Source organism: Chryseobacterium sp. Leaf404 (genome assembly GCF_001424145.1).
Classification (GTDB): Bacteria; Bacteroidota; Bacteroidia; order Flavobacteriales; family Weeksellaceae; genus Chryseobacterium.
The window spans coordinates 551,451-572,010 of sequence record NZ_LMQM01000010.1 but is presented as its reverse complement, the minus strand read 5'-3'; the positions used below and the strand labels follow the sequence as shown (position 1 = coordinate 572,010).

General features: G+C 37.2%; 15 protein-coding genes. 13 read left to right on the top strand and 2 right to left on the bottom strand.

What is annotated here, in order from left to right; all coding sequences use genetic code 11:
• Both ASG31_RS08380 and metG read right to left on the bottom strand, forming a co-directional pair.
• Window positions 1-363, bottom strand: coding sequence for a hypothetical protein (locus ASG31_RS08380; protein ID WP_131725524.1), 363 nt, complete (start codon window positions 361-363; stop codon window positions 1-3).
• A 13-nt stretch (window positions 364-376) separates the two neighbouring features.
• On the bottom strand, window positions 377-2,410 hold the full coding sequence (gene metG, locus ASG31_RS08375) for a methionine--tRNA ligase (protein WP_056030547.1): 2,034 nt from the start codon (window positions 2,408-2,410) through the stop codon (window positions 377-379).
• A 329-nt stretch (window positions 2,411-2,739) separates the two neighbouring features.
• Here metG and ASG31_RS08370 point away from each other — a divergent pair, with 329 nt between their 5' ends.
• From ASG31_RS08370 to purN, 13 genes are all read left to right on the top strand, one after another.
• Entirely contained in the window at window positions 2,740-5,613 is a 2,874-nt protein-coding gene (locus ASG31_RS08370) for a SusC/RagA family TonB-linked outer membrane protein (protein WP_131725523.1), read from the top strand.
• A gap of 9 nt (window positions 5,614-5,622) precedes the next feature.
• Window positions 5,623-7,191, top strand: coding sequence for a RagB/SusD family nutrient uptake outer membrane protein (locus ASG31_RS08365; protein ID WP_056030541.1), 1,569 nt, complete (start codon window positions 5,623-5,625; stop codon window positions 7,189-7,191).
• A 20-nt stretch (window positions 7,192-7,211) separates the two neighbouring features.
• The gene (locus tag ASG31_RS08360) at window positions 7,212-8,324 is read left to right on the top strand and encodes a SusE domain-containing protein (protein ID WP_082504512.1); all 1,113 of its coding nucleotides are present in this window, start codon (window positions 7,212-7,214) and stop codon (window positions 8,322-8,324) included.
• A gap of 78 nt (window positions 8,325-8,402) precedes the next feature.
• The gene (locus ASG31_RS08355; protein WP_056030535.1) at window positions 8,403-10,562 is read left to right on the top strand and encodes a glycoside hydrolase family 97 protein; all 2,160 of its coding nucleotides are present in this window, start codon (window positions 8,403-8,405) and stop codon (window positions 10,560-10,562) included.
• A 220-nt stretch (window positions 10,563-10,782) separates the two neighbouring features.
• Window positions 10,783-11,772: a bile acid:sodium symporter gene (locus tag ASG31_RS08350; protein WP_056031391.1), complete on the top strand. Its 990-nt coding sequence runs from the start codon at window positions 10,783-10,785 to the stop codon at window positions 11,770-11,772.
• 305 nt (window positions 11,773-12,077) lie between these two features.
• Window positions 12,078-13,934 carry a glycoside hydrolase family 13 protein gene (locus ASG31_RS08345; protein ID WP_056031388.1) on the top strand — a complete coding sequence of 619 codons (1,857 nt, stop codon included), beginning with the start codon at window positions 12,078-12,080 and terminating at the stop codon, window positions 13,932-13,934.
• A 1-nt stretch (window position 13,935) separates the two neighbouring features.
• On the top strand, window positions 13,936-14,691 hold the full coding sequence (locus tag ASG31_RS08340; protein ID WP_056030532.1) for a toxin-antitoxin system YwqK family antitoxin: 756 nt from the start codon (window positions 13,936-13,938) through the stop codon (window positions 14,689-14,691).
• Window positions 14,678-15,202 (top strand): nuclear transport factor 2 family protein, encoded by a 525-nt coding sequence (locus ASG31_RS08335; RefSeq protein WP_082504511.1) that lies wholly within the window; start codon window positions 14,678-14,680, stop codon window positions 15,200-15,202. The genes ASG31_RS08340 and ASG31_RS08335 overlap by 14 nt, the downstream gene beginning before the upstream one ends.
• A gap of 38 nt (window positions 15,203-15,240) precedes the next feature.
• A complete protein-coding gene (locus tag ASG31_RS08330) occupies window positions 15,241-16,620 on the top strand; it encodes an MFS transporter (protein ID WP_056030529.1) in 1,380 nt (459 codons plus the stop codon).
• Window positions 16,621-17,033: 413 nt separating this feature from the next.
• Window positions 17,034-17,762 carry a pirin family protein gene (locus tag ASG31_RS08325; protein ID WP_056030526.1) on the top strand — a complete coding sequence of 243 codons (729 nt, stop codon included), beginning with the start codon at window positions 17,034-17,036 and terminating at the stop codon, window positions 17,760-17,762.
• A 191-nt stretch (window positions 17,763-17,953) separates the two neighbouring features.
• On the top strand, window positions 17,954-18,505 hold the full coding sequence (locus tag ASG31_RS08320; protein WP_056030524.1) for an NADPH-dependent FMN reductase: 552 nt from the start codon (window positions 17,954-17,956) through the stop codon (window positions 18,503-18,505).
• Between the two features lie 266 nt (window positions 18,506-18,771).
• Window positions 18,772-19,764 (top strand): phosphoribosylformylglycinamidine cyclo-ligase, encoded by a 993-nt coding sequence (gene purM, locus ASG31_RS08315; protein ID WP_056030521.1) that lies wholly within the window; start codon window positions 18,772-18,774, stop codon window positions 19,762-19,764.
• Window positions 19,765-19,941: 177 nt separating this feature from the next.
• Window positions 19,942-20,514 (top strand): phosphoribosylglycinamide formyltransferase, encoded by a 573-nt coding sequence (gene purN / locus ASG31_RS08310; protein WP_056030518.1) that lies wholly within the window; start codon window positions 19,942-19,944, stop codon window positions 20,512-20,514.
• Window positions 20,515-20,560: the final 46 nt, after the last annotated feature.

The window sequence follows — 20,560 nt, the reverse complement described above, 5'->3', positions numbered from 1 at the left end:
TTATTTGCAATGCTTTTCAAAAAGCGGATAAGTCAGATAATTTTTTTTTACTGGAATAAATGGAGATTTTTCTCTATAAATTTCGGGTTTTGCTCCACGCCAATTATTTATCGTTATTTGATCAGATTGAGTTTTATTAGAACATTTAAATTCTACATAAAATTCCAAAGATTCCTGTGCAGGATTATATTTTTCTGTGTAAGAAATTTTCTGCCAAGTAAAAAAGCCGTCTTTGGTTTGTTTATCAAAAGAATAATAAAATTTTGTGCCTTTCTCATCTGTATTCAAAAGCTTATAGTCCTTTTTTTGAGCAAAACATAAAGCTGTAACGCTCATCAGCAAAATAGTAAATAATTTTCTCATCTTTAAAAGTCTTTTACCCAATTTCAATTCCATTCGCCACTGTTTCATCAGGCGTCACAAAAACCAATTTTCCTTCAGAATTATTGGTCAAAAGCAACATTCCCTGAGATTCAATACCTCTGATTTTTCTTGGAGCAAGATTTAATAAAATCATCACCTGTTTTCCAACACATTCTTCTGGTGTGAAACTTTCGGCAACACCAGAAACTACGGTTCTTACGTCAACACCAGTATCTACTGAGAACTTCAATAATTTATCTGCTTTTTCTACTTTTTCGGCTGTTAAAATCGTTGCTGTTCTCAAGTCGATCTTTGTAAAATCATCAAAAGTGATCTCTTCTTTCATAGGTTTTGCGTTAGGATTTGTTTTTTTATTGCTCTGTTTTGTATTTTCTAATTTCTGGATTTGAAAATCAATCACATCGTCTTCAATTTTTGAGAAAAGAAGAGAAGATTCGTTGATCTGATGCCCGGCTTCAATTAAAACATTTTTAGTTTCAACATCATTCCACGTTGATTTTTGAACATTAAACATATTCAGTAATTTCTCAGAACTGAAAGGCATAAACGGTTCACACAACTGCGCCAAAGCAACCGCGATCTGAGCTCCGACAAATAATGACTGAGCCGCTTTTTCAGGATTGTCTTTAATGGTTTTCCAGGGTTCTTCAGCCTGAAGATATTGGTTTCCAAAACGTGCTAAATTCATTAAAGCTGTCAGCGAATTTCTGAACTCATAGTTTTCAAGGAAGCCTGAAATTTCTTTCGCTGATTTATTGATTTCCTGCAATTCAGGAGCATCAACGTCACCTTGAGGAACAATTCCCTCATAATATTTATGAATTAAAACGGCAACTCTATTGATGAAATTTCCGAAAATCCCAACCAACTCAGAATTGTTTTTCGTCTGAAAATCCTTCCATGTAAAGTTATTATCCTTCGTTTCAGGAGCTGAGGAAAGCAATGCGTAACGCAAAACATCCTGTTGTCCCGGGAATTCTTCCACATATTCATGTGCCCAAACTGCCCAGTTTCTTGAAGTGGAAATTTTATCGTTTTCTAAATTTAAAAATTCAAACGCAGGAACATTTTCCGGCATAATAAAATTTCCGTGAGCCTTCATCATTGCAGGGAAAATAATACAGTGGAATACAATATTGTCTTTTCCTATGAAATGAACTAAATCAGAATCTTCGCTCTGCCAGTACTCTTTCCAGTCTTTTCCGTTTTTCTCAGCCCATTCTTTGGTGAAAGAAATATATCCAATCGGTGCATCAAACCAAACGTAAAGTACTTTGCCTTCTGCATTCGGAAGAGGAACGGGAACGCCCCAGTTCAGATCTCTGGTCATGGCACGAGGTTTCAAACCATCCGTTAACCACGATTTTACCTGTCCGTAAACATTGGTTTTCCAGTCGTCTTTATGGCCTTCAATAATCCATTCGTTTAAGAAATCTTCGTATTCATTTAAAGGTAGATACCAGTTTTTTGTTTCTTTTAAGACAGGAACATTTCCGCTCAGCATCGATTTTGGATTGATCAGTTCTGAAGGTGAAAGGGTAGTACCACATTTCTCGCACTGATCTCCATAAGCGTTGTCATTTCCACAGTTTGGGCAGGTTCCAACGATGTATCGGTCAGCTAAAAATTCTCCTGCCTGTTCGTCAAAATACTGCTCAGACATTTCTTCTGTAAATTTCCCTTTTTCATAAAGAACTTTAAAGAAATCCTGACTTGTTTTACGGTGGTTTTCAGAAGTAGTTCTTGAATATTCATCAAATGAAATCCCTAAATCGGAAAACGATTTTTTGATGATTTCATGATATTTATCGACGATATCCTGTGGTGTGACACCTTCTTTTTTAGCACGGATGGTGATGGGAATTCCATGCTCATCGCTTCCGCAGATGAAAGCAACATCTTTCCCCGATCTTCTCTGAAATCTTGCATAGACATCAGCAGGAATGTAAACACCCGCCAAATGCCCTATATGAACCGGTCCGTTTGCATAAGGCAACGCCGCCGTAATCAATTTTTTATTTGACATTTTTATACTAAAATTTAGATGTGCAAAGATAATTATAATTTATCTAAAAGTATATCTAAATGATTTCTCGTAAGGCTTATCATAAATTTTGACTAACACTTGTTCATTTAGTTAAACAATTGTTTAATTTGTAAGGGGCATTGTCAGGATATTATGCAATGTATAATTTATATTAAAGTATTGATAATAAAACATTTGGATAATTAAAGAGCTTTAATTTAAGTAAATTTTAATAAATATTAATTATTTATTAACACGAAATATATTTTTGTTTAAATTGCAGGGCTGGGATACAGCATCAACGAAGGAAACTATATAAAAATAATATTGTGAAAAACTTTACAACGGTATTAAAGATTGCACCGGCATTTTTACTGGCAAGCTCAGTAATGTTCGGGCAAGAGCAGGATTCTACTGCAAGAGAAAAGAAGATTGAGGAAGTAGTTTTAATTGGTTACGGTAAGCAGAAGAAATCGGACCTTACAGGATCTATTACTTCAGTTAGCGAAAAGGAATTTAATAAAGGTGCAATTGTATCAGCAGATCAGCTGATTAATGGTAAAGCTCCCGGCGTACGTATTACGAACACTGGAGGTTCTCCTGATTCAGCACCCAATATTAGAATCAGGGGTGGTTCATCAATTTCTGCACAGAATAATCCTCTCATTGTAATAGATGGAGTGCCATTAGATTTTGTATCTGCTGCAGGATCTGCTAATCCTCTCAATTTGGTAAATCCCAATGATATTGAATCTTTTTCAATTTTAAAGGATGCATCTGCTACAGCTATCTATGGTTCAAGGGCATCAAATGGTGTAATTATTATAACAACAAAAAAAGGAGGCGGTAAATTAAAGATTAATTTTAGCACGAATATGTCTGTTGGTGAGGTAACAAAATTTGCTGATGTGATGGATGCTGATCAATTTGTAGACTATGTCAGCAAATATTTTCCGCAAAGTAAATGGAAACTTGGGGTAGGTGGATCTGCTGATAACCCTACAACGACAGGAACAATTTACAATACTGACTGGCAAAAGGAGATTTACAGGACTTCTGTATCAACGGATAATAATCTAAGTTTATCCGGAGCTTTGTTTGATAAAAAATTACCTGTAAGATTATCTTTAGGTTATAACCGAACTGAAGGTGTGGTAAAGACGAGTGACTACGAAAGGTTTTCGGGAGCATTGAGAATAACACCAACATTATTTGATAAGCATCTGAAAATTGACGTAAATGCAAAAGGTATAATATCTGATCTTAATGCGATAGATCAGGATGCAGCCATTGGTGGAGCCATATCCATGGATCCTACAAAGCCTGTTTACGTTTCGCAAACTGGTCTGAGTGGAAATCCATACAACAGGTTTGGAGGGTTTTATCAGAATACTGCGTTGGTGAGCAATCAATATAATGCTATTGGGCAGTCAAATCCTTTGGCAGTTTTGTTACAGAGAAGTTCCCCTCAAAACATTAAGAAATTACTAGGTAACGTAGAATTGGATTACAAAATGCATTTTGTACCTGAATTGAGAGCCGTTGTGAATTTAGGTTTGGAAACTTCAGAATCCAATCTTGAAACTGTTTTCGGTGATAATGCTATTCAAACCTACAGGTTGGTGAGTGGAGCTGCTACACCAAATGACTTTGTTTTTAATCCAGGAGTAAATTACCGCGAGAGACAAAATATTTTTAACAAGACGTTGGATTCATATTTAGTATACGAAAAAAATTACTCAGGATTTATTTCCCATTTTTTAATTCAGGGAGGATACTCTTATCAAAGTTTTAGGAATGAGGGACATAAGGATGAATTCAGATATAACAATGAGACAGGTATAAGAGAAAGTTTTGTTCAGTTTCCATTACTCAACCCGAACAATAATTACTATAATTTAACCAATCTACAGTCGTTTATTGGAAGGACAAATATTGATATCAAAAATAAGTATTTATTCACAGCTACATTGAGAGCGGATGCGTCTTCTCTATTCAGAAAAGATATCAGATGGGGATATTTCCCTTCCGTTGCGTTTGCATGGAAAATTAACGAAGAAGGTTTTCTTAAAGACTCTAATAATATAAAAGAGTTGAAATTGAGATTAGGGTGGGGACAGACAGGACAGCAGGACATTACTCAAATTGCAGGTTATTATCCATCCAGAGCTTTATTTCAGGAAGGTAATGCAGGATCTCAATATTTTCCAGGAATCGGAACTTATAGTGCGATACCATTTAATGATGAGTTAACCTGGGAGAAAGCTACAACAATGAATGCTGGATTGGACTTCTCTTTATTCAGGAATAATTTTATTACAGGTAGTTTAGATGTATATAGAACTGAAACCAGTGATCTTTTGGCTAAAGTTCCTTACCCTGCAGGGCAATTTCTTACTAACGAATTTGTACGAAATGTAGGAAGTACAGAAAACAATGGAGTTGAACTCAACCTGACTGTAAATGCTGTGCGGACTGACGATGTGACCTGGAGCGTCTCTGGAAATATGGGCTATAACAAAGGAAAGGTAAAAAATCTGGATCAATTAAAATTGATTCAGGGTCAGGATGGAGGTTTGCCTGTAGGTACCGGAAATATTCTTGCATATAACGCGGTAGGGTATCAGCCATTTTCTGCCTATGTTTACGAACAGGTTTATGATTCAAACGGTAATCCTTTGGCCGGTGTAGTTGTTGACCGAAATAATGACGGCATAATTAACACAGAAGATAAATACTTTAAAGCAATCAGACCCAATTGGACTTACGGATTTAGTACATCGTTCAATTACAAGAAGTTTGATTTTAGTACAAGTTTGAGAGGTCAGATAGGAGGTAAAGTTTTCAATGCCAGAAAACTTTCGCAAGGTTACAGACAAAGTTCAGTTCCACAAAACGGACTTTCAGTTAATAATGCTAATTCCTACGCTGCAGTATCGCCATTTGATAATATAACAGATCCGGTTATCTATTCAGATTTCTTCTTGGAAGATGCTTCGTTTTTGAGAATGGATAATGCAACAGTAGGTTATTTAATTCAAAATGCATTTAAAAATACCAATATCAGAGTTTACGCATCTGTAAACAATGCATTTGTTATTACTAAATACAACGGTGTGGATCCGGAAAATTTTAACGGTATTGATAACAACTTTTATCCAAGACCAAGAATCTATACACTTGGTTTTAACCTTAACTTTTAAAAATAAATCATGAAAAATATAAAATTTAAATTACTTACACTAAGTACAGTGCTTTTACTTGCTACAAGTTCTTGTATTGGTGATTTGGATACAGAACCAAAATATGATTATACTTTAGAACAATTAATTGCTCAGGATCCAAATGCAGTAGAGGGATTACTTTCAAGATTATATGCAAGTTATGCATTGTCAAGTGTGAGAGGGTCTGGTGAATCTGATGTTGCGGGGGCAGATCCGGGTGAATCACCTTTTATCAGAGGTCTGATTAATCTTGAAGATTTCACAGCTGATGGTATGAAAAACAGATGGGGAGATAATGGTTTAGATCAGTTGACAACCACTGTAAACTGGACTGACAGTAATAAGTTCTTCAGATATGTTTATGACAGATTATACTATATTATACCGCAGGCAACCAATTTGATTCTGATTCTTAATAAAGATGATGTAAGCTATGCAAAGAAAGCAGAAGCAATTGGCGAATTAAAATTTTTACGGGCACTGTCATATTACTACATCATTGATCTTTTTGGTAAAGGTGTGTTGGTAAATGATACTAATTTTGGTACAACCGCCCCTCTTCCGGAATCCTCCAGAACAGAACTTTTTAACTATGTAGAGAGTCAACTAATTGAAGCTGAAGCAGTTTTGCCTGCTACGAACTCTTATGGAAGAGCAAACAAGGCAACAGTACAATTTCTTTTGGCAAAATTATATCTAAATGCAGAAGTGTATACCGGAACAAATAGATACAGCAGTGCAGTACCTTATCTAAACAAGGTAATAGCAGCTGGATATAGTCTTGAAAGTAATTTCTCTAAAAATTTCAGGACAGACAATAATACTTCGAAAGAAATCATATTTCCCTTGATTGCGGACGCAATCTCAAGTCAGAGTTTTGGAAATACAACATATATTATTCAAGGTAGTCTTAGTATAGAAACGATGACTCCGCAAACTTATGGTTCAGTAGGACCTGATGCAGGAGCGTGGGCAGGCCACAGAGCTACGAAGGCCTGGTACGGCCTGTTTGGAAATTCTGCTGCTGCACTAAACGCAAGTCCGGATCAGAGAGCGAAGCTATTTTGGACTACGGGGCACAGCTATGAAATGACTGATTATAAAGTGTGGAAAGATGGATATCCTTCTGTGAAATTCCAAAATGTGAATGCTGCCGGAAACGGAACACCATCAGTTTTTGTTTCTACTGATTTTCCGTTATTCAGATTAAGTGATGCTTATCTTATGTATGCAGAGTGTGCAGTAAGAGGGGCTGCAGGAGCTGACATGGCATTGGCTCAAAGTTATTTTAACCAGGTAAGAAATAGATCAAATGCTGGAAATCTGACCGTGACACTCCAAAATATTTTAGACGAAAGGGGTCGTGAACTTAATCTCGAAGGAGTGAGAAGACAGGATTTAATCAGATTCGGAAAATTTACAGGAGGATCGTACTTGTGGCCATGGAAAGGTGGCTCTAAAGACGGTACCGCAATTTCTGACAATTACAAGCTTTTCCCTATACCTGCTACAGCACTTCAGTCTAACCCTAATTTGACACAAAATACAGGATATTAATTATTTAAAAATTACTCAGAATGAAAAATATATTTAAAATATTTCTTTTAGGGATACTCGTCGCCTTTATAATTTCATGTCAGGAAGATGACGACAAAGTAATGCTGAACAATACTTCTGTAAGTACATTGTCAGTAAATAAAACAACTGTTGTTTTAGATGAAACAACTGCAGATCAGGCGGCTCTTGTATTTGAATTTAAGAATCCAACCTTTAGCCCTTCAGTTCAATTTACGAATGCTGTGGAATTTGCCGTTGCAGGAACTAATTTTAGCCCAAATACCACGAAAGAGGTTTCTATGGGTCAGAATACATTTGCTTTAAGTCATTTACAACTTAATAATATATTGGCTGATTTAAATGTAGTTCCTAACACACTTAAGTCAATTGAAATTAGATTAAAATCCAACGTAAATCCAGCTACTCCGTTTTACTCGAATGTTTTGAAAGTATCGATGACCGGTTATACACCAAACCCGGATTTGATTTTTCCTAAGATAAATGTACCCGGTGGATACGCAGGAGCAGCAGGTTACGCAGACTGGAATCCTGCAAATGCAGCGAATCTATTCTCTCCAGATAAAAACAGCCAATATAGAGGATTTATTTACGTAACTGCTCCAAACAGTGAATACAAATTCACGATTAATCAGGATTGGGCAGGAGACAAAGGTGATGATGGTACTCTTACAGGTAAACTTGTTGAAACAGGTGAGCAAAATATAAAAGCAGCAACTGCTGGCACGTATTATGTGAAAGTTGACTGGACTGCCAACACATACTCGTCTGTTTTGGCAAACTTCGGTGTAATAGGTGATGCAACTCCAACTGGTTGGGGTTCGGATACTGATTTTATTTACAATCCTACTACGAAAACATACGTTATAAATTCTATTGCATTGAACAGTACAGGAGTATTCAAATTCAGAGCAAACGATGACTGGGGTATGAAATTTCAGCCAGCCACTGGAGATCAGACTTTAGCTTCTGGAACAGGAGTGCAATCATTTATGAGTGCTGAGGGAACGGTAACTGGTGATCCGGCATATAAAGTTTCCACTGCAGGAAATTATAAAATCGAATTAGATTTACACAATTCAGCGTATTATAAGCTGACTGTTACAAAATTGTAAAATATATCTTATTATACAGCAAAACTGTTGCTCCACAGCAGCAGTTTTTTTATTTTTAAAGTTTATAATAAATCTGACATGAAGAAAATGACAACAGGAGCACTCATGCTCTCAATGATGTTTGGAATAGCCAATGCACAATCCTTAAAATCTCCAGACGGAAAATTTGAAATGAATTTTCAGCTTAAAAACGGAGCGCCTTTCTACAATTTAAAATATGAAGGCAAAACGGTTCTGGAAGATTCAAAATTAGGTTTGAGATTATTTAAAGATACTTCTATAAAGTTCGCCTCAGAAATTGCAAAGCCCGAAGATGCCAAAAATGATCTGAACAACGGCTTTACAAAAACCGGCGAAAAAAGAGACTCCAAAAACGAAATATGGCAACCGGTTTTAGGAGAGAAAAAAAACTATATCAACCACTACAACGAGTTTGCAGTAACGCTTAATCAGGCTGCAACAGACAGAAATATCATCATCAAATTCCGTCTTTTCAATGACGGTCTGGGTTTCAGATATGAATTTCCACAACAGAAAAATCTGAACTATTTCGTGATCCGTGAAGAAGATTCAGAATTCGATTTCCCATCAGATATGAAAGCATGGTGGATGGTGGCAGATTATGATTCTCAGGAATACCAGTATCAGGAAACCAAAATATCAGAAATTCCTGCGAGATGGCCAAAAGCTGCTGATGCCAACGCTTCACAGACTTTGATCAAAAATGCTGTTCAGTCTCCATTAATGTTGAAAGTTGAGGGCAAAACTCCTTTGTATATCAATGTCGCCGAAGCTGCGGTGCTGGATTATCCTGCCTCTCATCTGGAAGTTGATGCAGCTAAATTTAAATTAAAAACGCATCTTACCGCCGACAGACAGGGAGCAAAAGGATACATGCAAAGCTCTGCAACCACGCCTTGGAGAACAATTATCGTTTCGCCAAAAGCTGAAGTTGTGATGGATTCAAAAATGCTTTTTAACCTGAACGAACCTACAAAATATACCGATACTTCCTACATTCACCCAACAAAATACATGGGCGTTTGGTGGGAAATGATCATCGGAAAATCTCAGTGGGCCTACGGTCAGCCGGAATCTAATGTACATTTAGACACCACAGATTTCAGCAAATTGACTCCTAACGGAAACCACGGAGCCAACAACACAAAAGTAAAAGAATACATCGATTTTGCAGCAGAAAATGGCTTCGAAGGTCTTCTGATCGAAGGCTGGAACATCGGTTGGGAAGACTGGTTTGGCCGTTCAAAAGAATATGTTTTTGATTTTCAGACTCCTTATCCTGATTTCGACATCAAAATGCTGAATGAATATGCTCACGCAAAAGGCATTAAACTGATCATGCACCACGAAACTTCAGGCTCTGCAACCAACTACGAAAGATTTGCCGACAAAGCGTTTCAGTTGATGAACAGATATGGGTATGATGCTGTGAAAACCGGTTATGTAGGCGATGTGATTCCGCGTGGTGAGCACCATTATTCACAGTGGATGATCAACCACTATTACAGAATCGTCGAAAAAGCAAACGAGTACAAAGTGATGGTCAATTCTCACGAATCTGTGCGTCCTACGGGAGAAAGCCGCACCTATCCAAACTACATTTCTGCGGAAGCTGCCAGAGGTACTGAATATGATGCTTTTGGTGGCAACAATCCCGATCACCACACCATTCTTCCTTTCACAAGATGGATGGGCGGATCGATGGATTACACACCAGGAATCTTCCAGACCAAACTCGATTATTACTTCCCCGGCGACAAACGTTTTGTGAAAACCACACTGGCAAAGCAATTGGCGTTGTACGTTACGATGTACATGCCGCTGCAGATGGCTGCCGACCTTCCTGAAAACTACAAGAAACACATGGATGCCTTCCAGTTCATCAAAGACGTAGCTGCAGATTGGGATGATACCATTATTTTATCTGCCGAGCCGGGCGAATTTGTGCACACAGCAAGAAAAGCAAAAGGAACAGAAAACTGGTTTGTAGGAGGAATCACAGATGAAAAAGCTTTGGATTACACCGTAGATTTTTCTTTCCTCGACAAAGGCAGAAGATATGAAGCAACCATTTATCAGGATGGCAAAGACGCAGATTACATCAACAATCCTCAGTCTTATCATATTTATAAAAAGACCATTACAAGCAAAACAAAACTGCCTGTGCACTTGGTAAGAAGCGGTGGTTACGCCATTTCTATCAAGCCGGTAAAGTAGAAATCTGGGATAGCTTCTGATTTTTTTAGGAGCTTAATCCCGCTATCCACTATATCTTTTTTGTCACGGTCTCCGCTCCGCTGCGTCCGCAACAAAAAAGGATGCCGTTCATATCGGGGCTAGGGAAGACCGCGTATTTAGAGACTTTGTCGGAGGTAGAAATTCTTCGGCAAAGTTTTTTTTTGTAAATTTAAGGTTTAAAATTATCTCAATGAAGTTGATGGCTACAATCTTCAGCAAACAGAATATTTTCCTGCTTCTGCTGATTACAATGGTCTTAATGGCGAAAATGATCCCTTTTCACGAATCCTACAATCAGTATTTCAATCTCTCAGCATTCATAGACTGGGGGATCGCGGTAATTTTCCTCCTCTACGGCTTAAAACTGAATTTAAAAGAAGTCGCAAAAGACGTCACCAACTGGAAACTTCACCTGCTGATTCAGTCCACTACGTTTCTTATTTTTCCGTTTCTGGTTTTTATTTCATATCCGTTCATCAAAGATTCAGAATATTTCAATATCTGGCTTTCAATATTCTTTCTGGCAAGTCTACCATCCACGGTCTCATCGTCGGTAGTAATGGTTTCCATAGCCAGAGGAAACGTAACTTCAGCCATTTTCAATGCATCAGTTTCCGGAATTATCGGGATTGTGATGACGCCTTTGCTGATGAGTTTTTTTATGAATTCAGATTCTTCGTCTTCAGACAATAACGGTGAAATTTTTCAGCAGCTGTTATTAAAAGTTTTACTTCCAATCATTATAGGAATTATCTTCAATCCATTATTGAAAAAACTCGTTACAAAATATTCAAATATTATCAATGAATTTGACCGTCTGATTATCCTCCTGATAGTCTACGAAAGTTTTTCTGCCGCGTTCGTACAGCACGTTTTTTCTGCAGTGCCTTCGTTTGTGTTTTTAGTTCTGGCTTTCAGTGTTATTTTTCTCTTTTTCGCAGTATATCACCTCACAAAATTGCTGGCAGAAAAAATGAAATTCAAAACACAGGATGTCATAACTGCAACTTTCTGTGGTTCAAAAAAGTCTCTTGTTCACGGTAGTCTTTTCGTTTTGGTTCTTGGTATTGCAGATGATCAGAAAGTTCTTTTCCTTCTTCCTGTAATGATCTACCACAGTTTTCAGTTGTTTTATGTCAGCTGGCTTGCGAATAGGATTGCAAAACAGGAAGCTCTAAGGGTAGATTAATACTAAAATTTAAGACTTTATTAGTAGCGTAAAAAATGGTCTGTAAAAGTATGCCGCTCAAAATTCTTGATATGTCGATCTGCCATCTTGCGTTTTAAAAAAAGAAATATTTTGCACAATGTTAAAATGTTTTGATTAGCACAGAAAAAACCAAATTTTCTTTATATTACAGTCAAATTCTGAAACGAAAAAAAAGACAGTAATTCAAATTTAAAAGGATTTACTTTATCTGAAAATGGCTCGCCACCGGTGAACTGAAATAGAATCGATTTTTGTTTGGGAATGATTTAAAATAATCTGTTATGATGAAAAAAACATATACAATCGCAGCATTATCTGCCGCTGCACTGGCGTTTTCGCAAAAACCTTTAGACAGAGTAGAACCCGCATTTTGGTGGAAAGGAATGAACAATCCTGAAGTTCAGCTCCTCATTTACGGAAAAGACATTGCCAAAAACGAAATTGAAATTTCGGACGGAATTAAAGCAAAAGACATTCAAAAAGTAGAAAATCCGAACTACGTTTTTGTAACTTTGAATACGAATGAAATCAATGTTTCAAAGTTTAAAATCGACGTTAAAGACGGAAAGAAAAATGTAGGTTCTTACACGTATGAGCTGAAAGACAGAAATCCAAACTCAGCCAACAGAAATTCTTTTACCTCAAAAGATTTGATGTACCTGATTATGCCTGACCGTTTTGCCAACGGCGATGAAAAAAATGATTCCCAGCCAAATTTAACCGAAAAAACCAACCGAAGCCTTCCCGGCGGCCGTCACGGCGGAGATCTGCGTGGAATTATCAACAATCTCGACTATCTTCAAAACCTTGGAGCAACCGCAATCTGGCTGACTCCTGTAAATGAGGATAATGAAAAAGTTTACTCTTACCACGGTTACGCGCAGACCGATTTGTATAAAATTGACGGCAGATACGGAACCAACGAAGAATACAGGGAACTTTCCCAAAAACTCAATAAAAGAAATATGATGCTGGTGATGGATTACGTAACCAATCACTGGGGAATTTCGCACTGGCTCATCAAGGATTTACCAACCAAAGACTGGATTCACTGGTTTGATGATGGCGAGAAAGGCTTCAAGCGTTCGAATTACAAAATTACGTCCCAATTTGATCCAAATGCTTCAGATGCAGACAGAAAAATAGCGCTGGACGGTTGGTTTGATACTTCGATGCCTGATATCAATCAAAGTAATCCTTTGGTTTTGAAATATTTAACCCAAAATGCGATCTGGTGGATCGAATATGCTGAACTGGGCGGTTTCCGTGTTGATACCTATCCGTACAACGACAAGGAAGCGATGGCGAAATGGGCAAAAGCCATTACCGACGAATATCCGAAATTTAATATTGTCGGAGAGACATGGTTGAGCACTGCAGGACATATTTCTGCATGGCAAAAGGATTCAAAAACGGGAGAGGCTGCAAAGTACAACTCCAATTTGCCATCCGTAATGGATTTTCCTCTGTACGACGAACTTCCGAAAGCAATTAAAGAAAAAGAAGGCTGGAATAACGGGATGAACAGACTTTATAACAGTTTCACTAACGATTTTCTCTATCCCGACGTCAACAATCTTCTCGTTTTCTTCGAAAATCACGACACCGAGAGATGGAATGAAATGTTTAATAATGATCCGAAGGCTTATAAACTCGCAATGACGATTATCTCAACCGTCCGTGGAATTCCACAAATCTACTACGGAACTGAAATCGGAATGCGTGGCGACAAAAACAAAGGTGGCGATGCAGATATTCGAAGAGATTTTCCGGGCGGCTGGAAATCTGATCAGCAGAATGCTTTCAACGTGGCTTCGCAAACTGCAGAACAGAAGGAGTTTCATGGTTTCACCCAGAAATTATTGACATGGAGAAAAGGCAAAGACGTCATCCATACCGGAAAAACTAAAAATTTCGTTCCTCAGAATGATGTTTTTGTGTATTTTAGATATAACGAAAAAGAAACAGTAATGGTTGTGGTGAATAACAGTGATAAAGAAGAGGATTTAGATTTAAAACGATTTTCAGAGGCAATAAAATTTTCTACAAAAGGAAAAGATGTGATTTCCGGGAAAGAAATTTCTTTACAAAACAGTCTTACAATTCCGGGAAAATCTTCATTGATTTTAGAAATCAGGTAAAATGAAAAAACAATCTTTCTGCTTTATTTTTCTCGCTAAAGTAGTTTTTTGTCTTGCTCAGGAGGAAAAACAGGTAAGAGAATATTATGATGTAAATAGAGTAGCTACTGTTAAAGAAGTTTCACAAACTCGAAACGTAGGGAACTACGAGATAAAAACAGTAAAAACGTTTCAAGATAATTTTTTTATTGAGATTTCTCATCTTAAAAATGGGAAAAAAGACGGTGTACAGTTAGAATATTATAAAAATGGGAAATTAAAAGATAGAACCACTTGGAAAGATGGAAACCGAATAGGCGAGAGAACTACATACCACCCAAATGGCAATTTATCAGGATTGTATTATTATAATGGATATGAAGTTATAGAAACGAAGGCGTTTTATACCAATCAAATGGAAGAGGGAACTTGCAGAACATTTTATGAAAATGGGCAGCCTCATGAAATTTATTCGTTAGCAAAAGGAAAAGCTAATGGTTTAAACCAAGTTTTTTTTCCTAATGGGAACCTCTATCGAGAGGGATATTTTCTTGACGATGAGCAGATAGGAGGATGGGTATACTTTAATGAATTGGGAGAAAAAACAATTGGAGGTTATAAAAATGGCAGCAGATCAGGAATTTGGACAGAGTATTATAAAAACGGAAAAATAAAAACAATAAAAGAATTTGACGGAAATAATTGTTGTGAGCCGATTGAAGGATCTATTATAAATTTTAACGAAAAAGGTAAACGGATAAAAAATGAAAAAAAATAGAATATTTAAAATAACACTGTTGTTATTTTTCGGAATTATTTCGCTGGAACTGTCCGCACAAAAAAAAGGTTTTTATGAAAAAGAAAAAGCGGAAATCAGTACAATGCTTGATGCATTTAACGTGGCTGCAGCAAAAGCAGATTACAAAACATACTTCGACTTCTATGCCGATGAATCTTCCTTTATAGGAACCGATGCAACCGAGGTTTGGGATAAAAAGCAATTTATGGTTTGGGCAAAACCGTATTTCGACAAAAAGAAAACGTGGGATTTTAAATCTTTAAAAAGAAATATCTTTTTCAGCAAAGACGGAAAAATGGCTTGGTTTGATGAATTATTGGATACCCAAATGAAAATCTGCCGTGGTTCCGGAGTACTCGAAAAGATCAATGGACAATGGAAGGTGAAGCAGTATGTTTTATCAGTTACAGTTCCGAATGAAGTTGTAGATAAAATTGTGGAGATCAAGACTCCAATTGAAGAAGCTATGATTCAAAAATTAAAAAATTAGAGTGTAATCTTTTATCATTCATCACTTATTATAAATTTATGACAAAAAAGATAAAACCAAATCTCTCCATGGCTCAGATCATCAACATGAGCATGGGGTTTTTGGGAATTCAGATGGCTTTCGGGCTTCAGAATGGTAATGCCAGCCGTATTCTCGGAAATTTCGGAGCAGACGTTCATCAGCTTTCATGGTTCTGGCTGGTGGCACCGGTTACAGGTCTGATTGTACAGCCAATTATCGGTCACATGGGCGACAATACTTGGGGAATTCTGGGAAGAAGGAAACCTTATTTTTTAATAGGTGCGATTTTGTGTGCCATCGGTTTGGTTCTGCTTCCAAACGCAGCTTCGGCAACACAGATGATGGCGGCTAATGTTTTACTTTTGGCAGTTATTTTTCTGGCGATGATGGATGCATCCATCAATGTTGCAATGGAACCTTTCCGTGCTTTGGTGGGAGATATGCTTCCAAAACATCAGGGAACTTTAGGATTTTCTGTCCAGACAATTATCATAGGAATTGGTGCGGTAATCGGATCTTATTTACCGGATTGGTTAACCAAATTAGGCGTTTCAAATGTAGCTAGAGAAGGCTTCGTTGCCGATAATGTGATTTACGCATTTTACTGCGGTGCGGGAATCCTTTTAATGACGATTATTTACACAATTGTTACTATTAAAGAATATTCGCCAAAAGAGTTTGCTGAATTTGAGGGCGGTAAGGAAGTTGAACAACCGTCAAAATTATCAGATATTTTCAGCGATTTTGCTAAAATTCCGACCTTGATGAAAAAACTGGGAATTGTTCAGTTTTTCTCTTGGTTTGCTCTGTTTACGATGTGGGTTTTTACAACGAGTGCTTTAGCTACTCACCATTTCGGATTGTCTCCTGAAGACACGCATTCAGTAGAGTTTAATAACGCAGGTGATTTACAAAATAGATTATTCGGAATGTACAATCTTTGGGCAATTCCGTTCGCATTTATGTTGACGCCAATTGCCAAATGGATTGGTAAAAAACAAACCCATGCTTTAGCGTTATTTTCCGGAGGATTGGGTTTGATTTCAATGTATTTTATCAAAGACACATCGCTTCTCTGGATTTCAATGATCGGACTCGGTTTTGCTTGGGCAAGTATTCTCGCTATGCCTTATGCCATGTTAATTGACGCAATTCCACAAAGAAAAATGGGTGTTTTTATGGGGATTTTTAATTTCTTCATTGTAATTCCTCAAATCATTAACGGCATATTTGGCGGCCCAATTGTAAAAGGCGCTTTCGGAAATTACGCGATGGGTTATATAGTTGTGGGTGGAATTTGTATGCTTCTTGGAGCAGTTTTAACTATGATTTTTATTAAAACTGCTGATTCAAATCCTCAGGAAATCGAAGAAGAAATTCAGCAGGTACACTTTTAGATTTGAAATTTGAAGTTTGAGATTCAAGATTCAAGATTTAAAATTGAAGGTTTAAGATCCAATATTCAAGGTTGAAAATATTACATTCAATATTTAAGATTGTAAAAATTACAATTAAGAATTTGCTTTAAATATAAACAAGAAATAAAAACATCAATAGGAGCGGACTTTTGTCCGCTTTCTTATTTCAAGACTGTGGATGGGCTTTAGCCAGAGGCAATTATTTGTAAAATGATCATGGCTCTGAAAATTCATTTTGAAGAAAACTGACCATTCACAATTCGCATCAATCACTTCTTACCTTACATCAACATCCCGCCACCAGATTTTAACGAATTTTGCTACAATAAATTTAAACATCAAAAATCAAATATTATCATTACTTATTAATCATTACTAATTACTTATAAATTATGAAAACAGTATATCACAAAGCAGATTCAAGAGGGCACGCAGATCACGGCTGGTTAAATTCTTACCACACTTTCAGTTTTGCAGGTTATCAAAACAGAGACAGACAAAATTTTGGAGTATTGAGAGTTTTAAATGACGACACCGTTTCTCAGGGAATGGGTTTCGGTACGCATCCACACAAAAACATGGAAATTATTTCAATTCCATTGGAAGGAAACCTGGAGCACAAAGATTCTATGGGAACGACAGCGGTTATTAAAAAAGGAGAAATTCAGGTGATGAGCGCCGGAACGGGTGTAATGCACAGTGAATATAATCAAAATAAAGATGAAGCCGTAAAATTCCTGCAGATCTGGGTTTTCCCTAGAGAAGAAAATGTAGAACCGAGATACGACCAGAAAAGCATCAAGGACGGAGAAAAAATCAACGGATTTCAACAGATTTTATCGCCTGACAAAAATGACGACGGCGTTTGGATTCATCAGGATGCGTGGTTTAATTTGGCCAATTTCACGAAAGGAAACGGTAAAAACTACACCATCAACAAAAAAGGAAACGGTGTCTATGCATTTGTTTTAAAAGGAAGTGCTAACGTAGGCGACAGAATTTTAAATGAAAGAGACGGCCTAGGAATTTGGGATACCCAAAGCTTCAATATTGAAGCAACAGAGGACACAGAAATCCTTTTAATGGAAGTTCCCATGGATTTACCGGAATATTTAAAATAAACACTAATTTTGCACTACCAAAATTGAAGGCTCTTGATAATAAATATTCTAATATAATTTTCAAAACAGTCAATGCATGAAGTGGTTTAAATATGAATAGCCCTGGGTGAAACCCATGGTGCAAGACAGTCAATAAAAACGAACCAAGAAGTGGTTCAACAATATAATTAAACAAAGCAATTTAAATATAAATGAAAATCCTAGCCATCGCAGGAAGCAATTCCGACACATCAATCAATAAACAATTAGTTTCGTACGCAGCTTCACTTTTTGAAAATGCAGAAATAGACGTCGTAGACATGAACGACTTCGAAATGCCCATCTACAAACATCAGCTCGAAACAGAAAGCGGAGTTCCACAGGCAGCCGTTGATTTCGCTTCAAAAATAGATGCGTCAGATCTACTTTTAGTTTCATTATCAGAGCACAACGGAACGTATTCAACAGCATTCAAGAACGTGTTTGACTGGACATCAAGAATCAAAGGCAGAAAAGTATGGAACGATATTCCAATGCTTTTAATGGCAACTGCAACCGGTCCGAGAGGCGGTCTAGGTGTATTGGAAGCAGCTTCAAAAAGATTTCCGTTACACGCAGGAAATGTTGTGGATACATTCACACTGCCACACTTTAATGATAACTTTGATAAAGAAAATCAGAAAATTTCTAACGAAGAGAAAGACAGTGAGTTAAAGGATAAAATAGCAAAGATTTCGTCTGCCGAAATAATCTTGGAAAAATAGCATTTGAATATTAACATAAAATTAATATCTTTGCAAAAAGAAAAAGTAATGAAAATTCAGACCACTTTTAAAGAATGTTTCTCCAAAAAAGGGAATGTTGTGGACTCTGAAATTCTGAGATAATATAACGGCCGATAATCTACCAAGATTGTCGGCTTTTTTGTTTTCAAAATCAGACTTTATAAAATAGAAATTAAACGTTCCATTTTAGCATACGACAAATCATTTGTTAGATTGTTAAACTGATACACTGTTACATTAAATATATGAGCAACACATACAAATCTGCAGGAGTAGACAAAGAAGAAGGTTACAAAACCGTTGATAAAATCAAGAAAGCGGTGGGCGAAACGCACAATTCCAATGTACTCAATCATTTGGGAAGTTTCGGTGCCTTCTACGAAATCGGAGGTTACAAAAACCCTGTTTTGGTTTCAGGAACTGATGGCGTAGGAACGAAGCTGAAAGTCGCTTTAGACTCAAAAAGATACGATTCTATCGGCGTAGACTGTTTCGCAATGTGTGCCAACGACATTCTTTGCCACGGTGCAAAGCCCTTGTTTTTCCTCGATTATTTAGCTTGCGGAAAACTGGATTCTGAAATCGCTGCAGAGATCGTTTTGGGAATGGTAAAAGCCTGTAAAGACAACAACTGCGCATTAATCGGTGGTGAAACTGCTGAAATGCCTGGAATGTATCAGCCTGGTGATTACGATGTAGCAGGTTTCTGCGTGGGCATAGTAGAAAAAGACCAGATTATCGACGGTTCAAAAATCAAAACAGGAGATAAAATCATTGCTTTGCCAAGTTCAGGATTCCACTCAAATGGTTTCTCTTTGGTAAGAAAAATATTCCCGGATTTCAATGAAGAATTTGAAGGAAAACCTTTATTCGAAACACTTTTGGTGCCTACAAGATTGTATTACAAAGACATTCACAAAGTAATTGAAGAGATAGAAGTTGCCGGAATTGCCCACATCACCGGTGGCGGTTTGTACGAAAATATTCCAAGAATTATTGGTGACGGACTTTGTGCTTCCATCGATGCTTCAAAAATTCAGATTCCAAGTGTCATGCTGGAACTGGAAAAAAGAGGAAACATCGCCCGTGAAGAAATGTTCGGAACCTTCAACATGGGTGTCGGGATGATCGTTGTCGTTGATCCTGAGCACGCTGAAAAAGTGCTTCATCTTTTAGACGACGCTTACGAAATCGGAGAAATCACAGAAGGAGCAGAAAAGATTGATTTGAAATTTTAGGAGCTATTTGACTCCGTCGATTGCTTTGGAGCAATTCCCGCTGTCCACTGTATCTTTTTTGTCATTGCGAACAAAGTAAAGCAATCTTTTGAACTATTTTGCCATCGCAATGACAAAAAAGGATGCCGTTTCCATCGGGGCTAGGGAAGAATGTATTTTTAGCAATAATAGTTTTTAATGAAAAATATTGTCATTTTAGTTTCAGGTTCAGGAACCAATCTTCAGAGAATTATCGATACCATTGATAATGGAGAAATCCAAAATGCAAAAGTATCTTTAGTTGTGGCCGACAGAGAATGTTACGGACTCGAAAGAGCAAAAAACCACAACATAGAAACTGCGTTGATTCCGAGAGGAAAAAACTTCAGCAGCGATGTGGGTAAAATCATTCCTGAAAATACAGATTTAATCGTGTTGGCAGGATTTTTATCCATCCTCAAACCTGAGTTCGTGGAAAACTGGACAGGGAAAATCATCAACATTCATCCTGCTTTACTTCCAAAATACGGCGGAAAAGGAATGTGGGGACATCACGTTCACAACGCTGTGATTGAAGCCAAAGAAAAAGAAAGTGGAGCAACCGTTCATTTCGTAACCGCAGGAATCGACGAAGGAGAAGCAATCCTTCAGAAATCATTCGAAGTTACAGAAAACGACACTCCAGAAACATTGGCAGAAAAAGTTCATAAAATTGAATATGAAATTTTCCCAACAGCAATTAATAAAATACTTAATAATGTACCAATGTAATAATGTATCAATATACCAATAATAGATATTGTTACATTGTTAAACT

What these genes read in the sequence shown, in the direction of transcription:
- ASG31_RS08350 (WP_056031391.1), top strand. Translation starts at nt 10,783, where the DNA reads ATGGCTACAATCTTCAGCAAACAGAATATTTTCCTGCTTCTGCTGATT.
- ASG31_RS08365 (WP_056030541.1), top strand. Translation starts at nt 5,623, where the DNA reads ATGAAAAATATAAAATTTAAATTACTTACACTAAGTACAGTGCTTTTA.
- ASG31_RS08335 (WP_082504511.1), top strand. Translation starts at nt 14,678, where the DNA reads ATGAAAAAAAATAGAATATTTAAAATAACACTGTTGTTATTTTTCGGA.
- ASG31_RS08355 (WP_056030535.1), top strand. Translation starts at nt 8,403, where the DNA reads ATGAAGAAAATGACAACAGGAGCACTCATGCTCTCAATGATGTTTGGA.
- metG (WP_056030547.1), bottom strand. Translation starts at nt 2,410, where the DNA reads ATGTCAAATAAAAAATTGATTACGGCGGCGTTGCCTTATGCAAACGGA.
- ASG31_RS08330 (WP_056030529.1), top strand. Translation starts at nt 15,241, where the DNA reads ATGACAAAAAAGATAAAACCAAATCTCTCCATGGCTCAGATCATCAAC.
- purN (WP_056030518.1), top strand. Translation starts at nt 19,942, where the DNA reads ATGAAAAATATTGTCATTTTAGTTTCAGGTTCAGGAACCAATCTTCAG.
- ASG31_RS08320 (WP_056030524.1), top strand. Translation starts at nt 17,954, where the DNA reads ATGAAAATCCTAGCCATCGCAGGAAGCAATTCCGACACATCAATCAAT.
- ASG31_RS08345 (WP_056031388.1), top strand. Translation starts at nt 12,078, where the DNA reads ATGAAAAAAACATATACAATCGCAGCATTATCTGCCGCTGCACTGGCG.
- ASG31_RS08380 (WP_131725524.1), bottom strand. Translation starts at nt 363, where the DNA reads ATGAGAAAATTATTTACTATTTTGCTGATGAGCGTTACAGCTTTATGT.
- purM (WP_056030521.1), top strand. Translation starts at nt 18,772, where the DNA reads ATGAGCAACACATACAAATCTGCAGGAGTAGACAAAGAAGAAGGTTAC.
- ASG31_RS08360 (WP_082504512.1), top strand. Translation starts at nt 7,212, where the DNA reads ATGAAAAATATATTTAAAATATTTCTTTTAGGGATACTCGTCGCCTTT.
- ASG31_RS08340 (WP_056030532.1), top strand. Translation starts at nt 13,936, where the DNA reads ATGAAAAAACAATCTTTCTGCTTTATTTTTCTCGCTAAAGTAGTTTTT.
- ASG31_RS08325 (WP_056030526.1), top strand. Translation starts at nt 17,034, where the DNA reads ATGAAAACAGTATATCACAAAGCAGATTCAAGAGGGCACGCAGATCAC.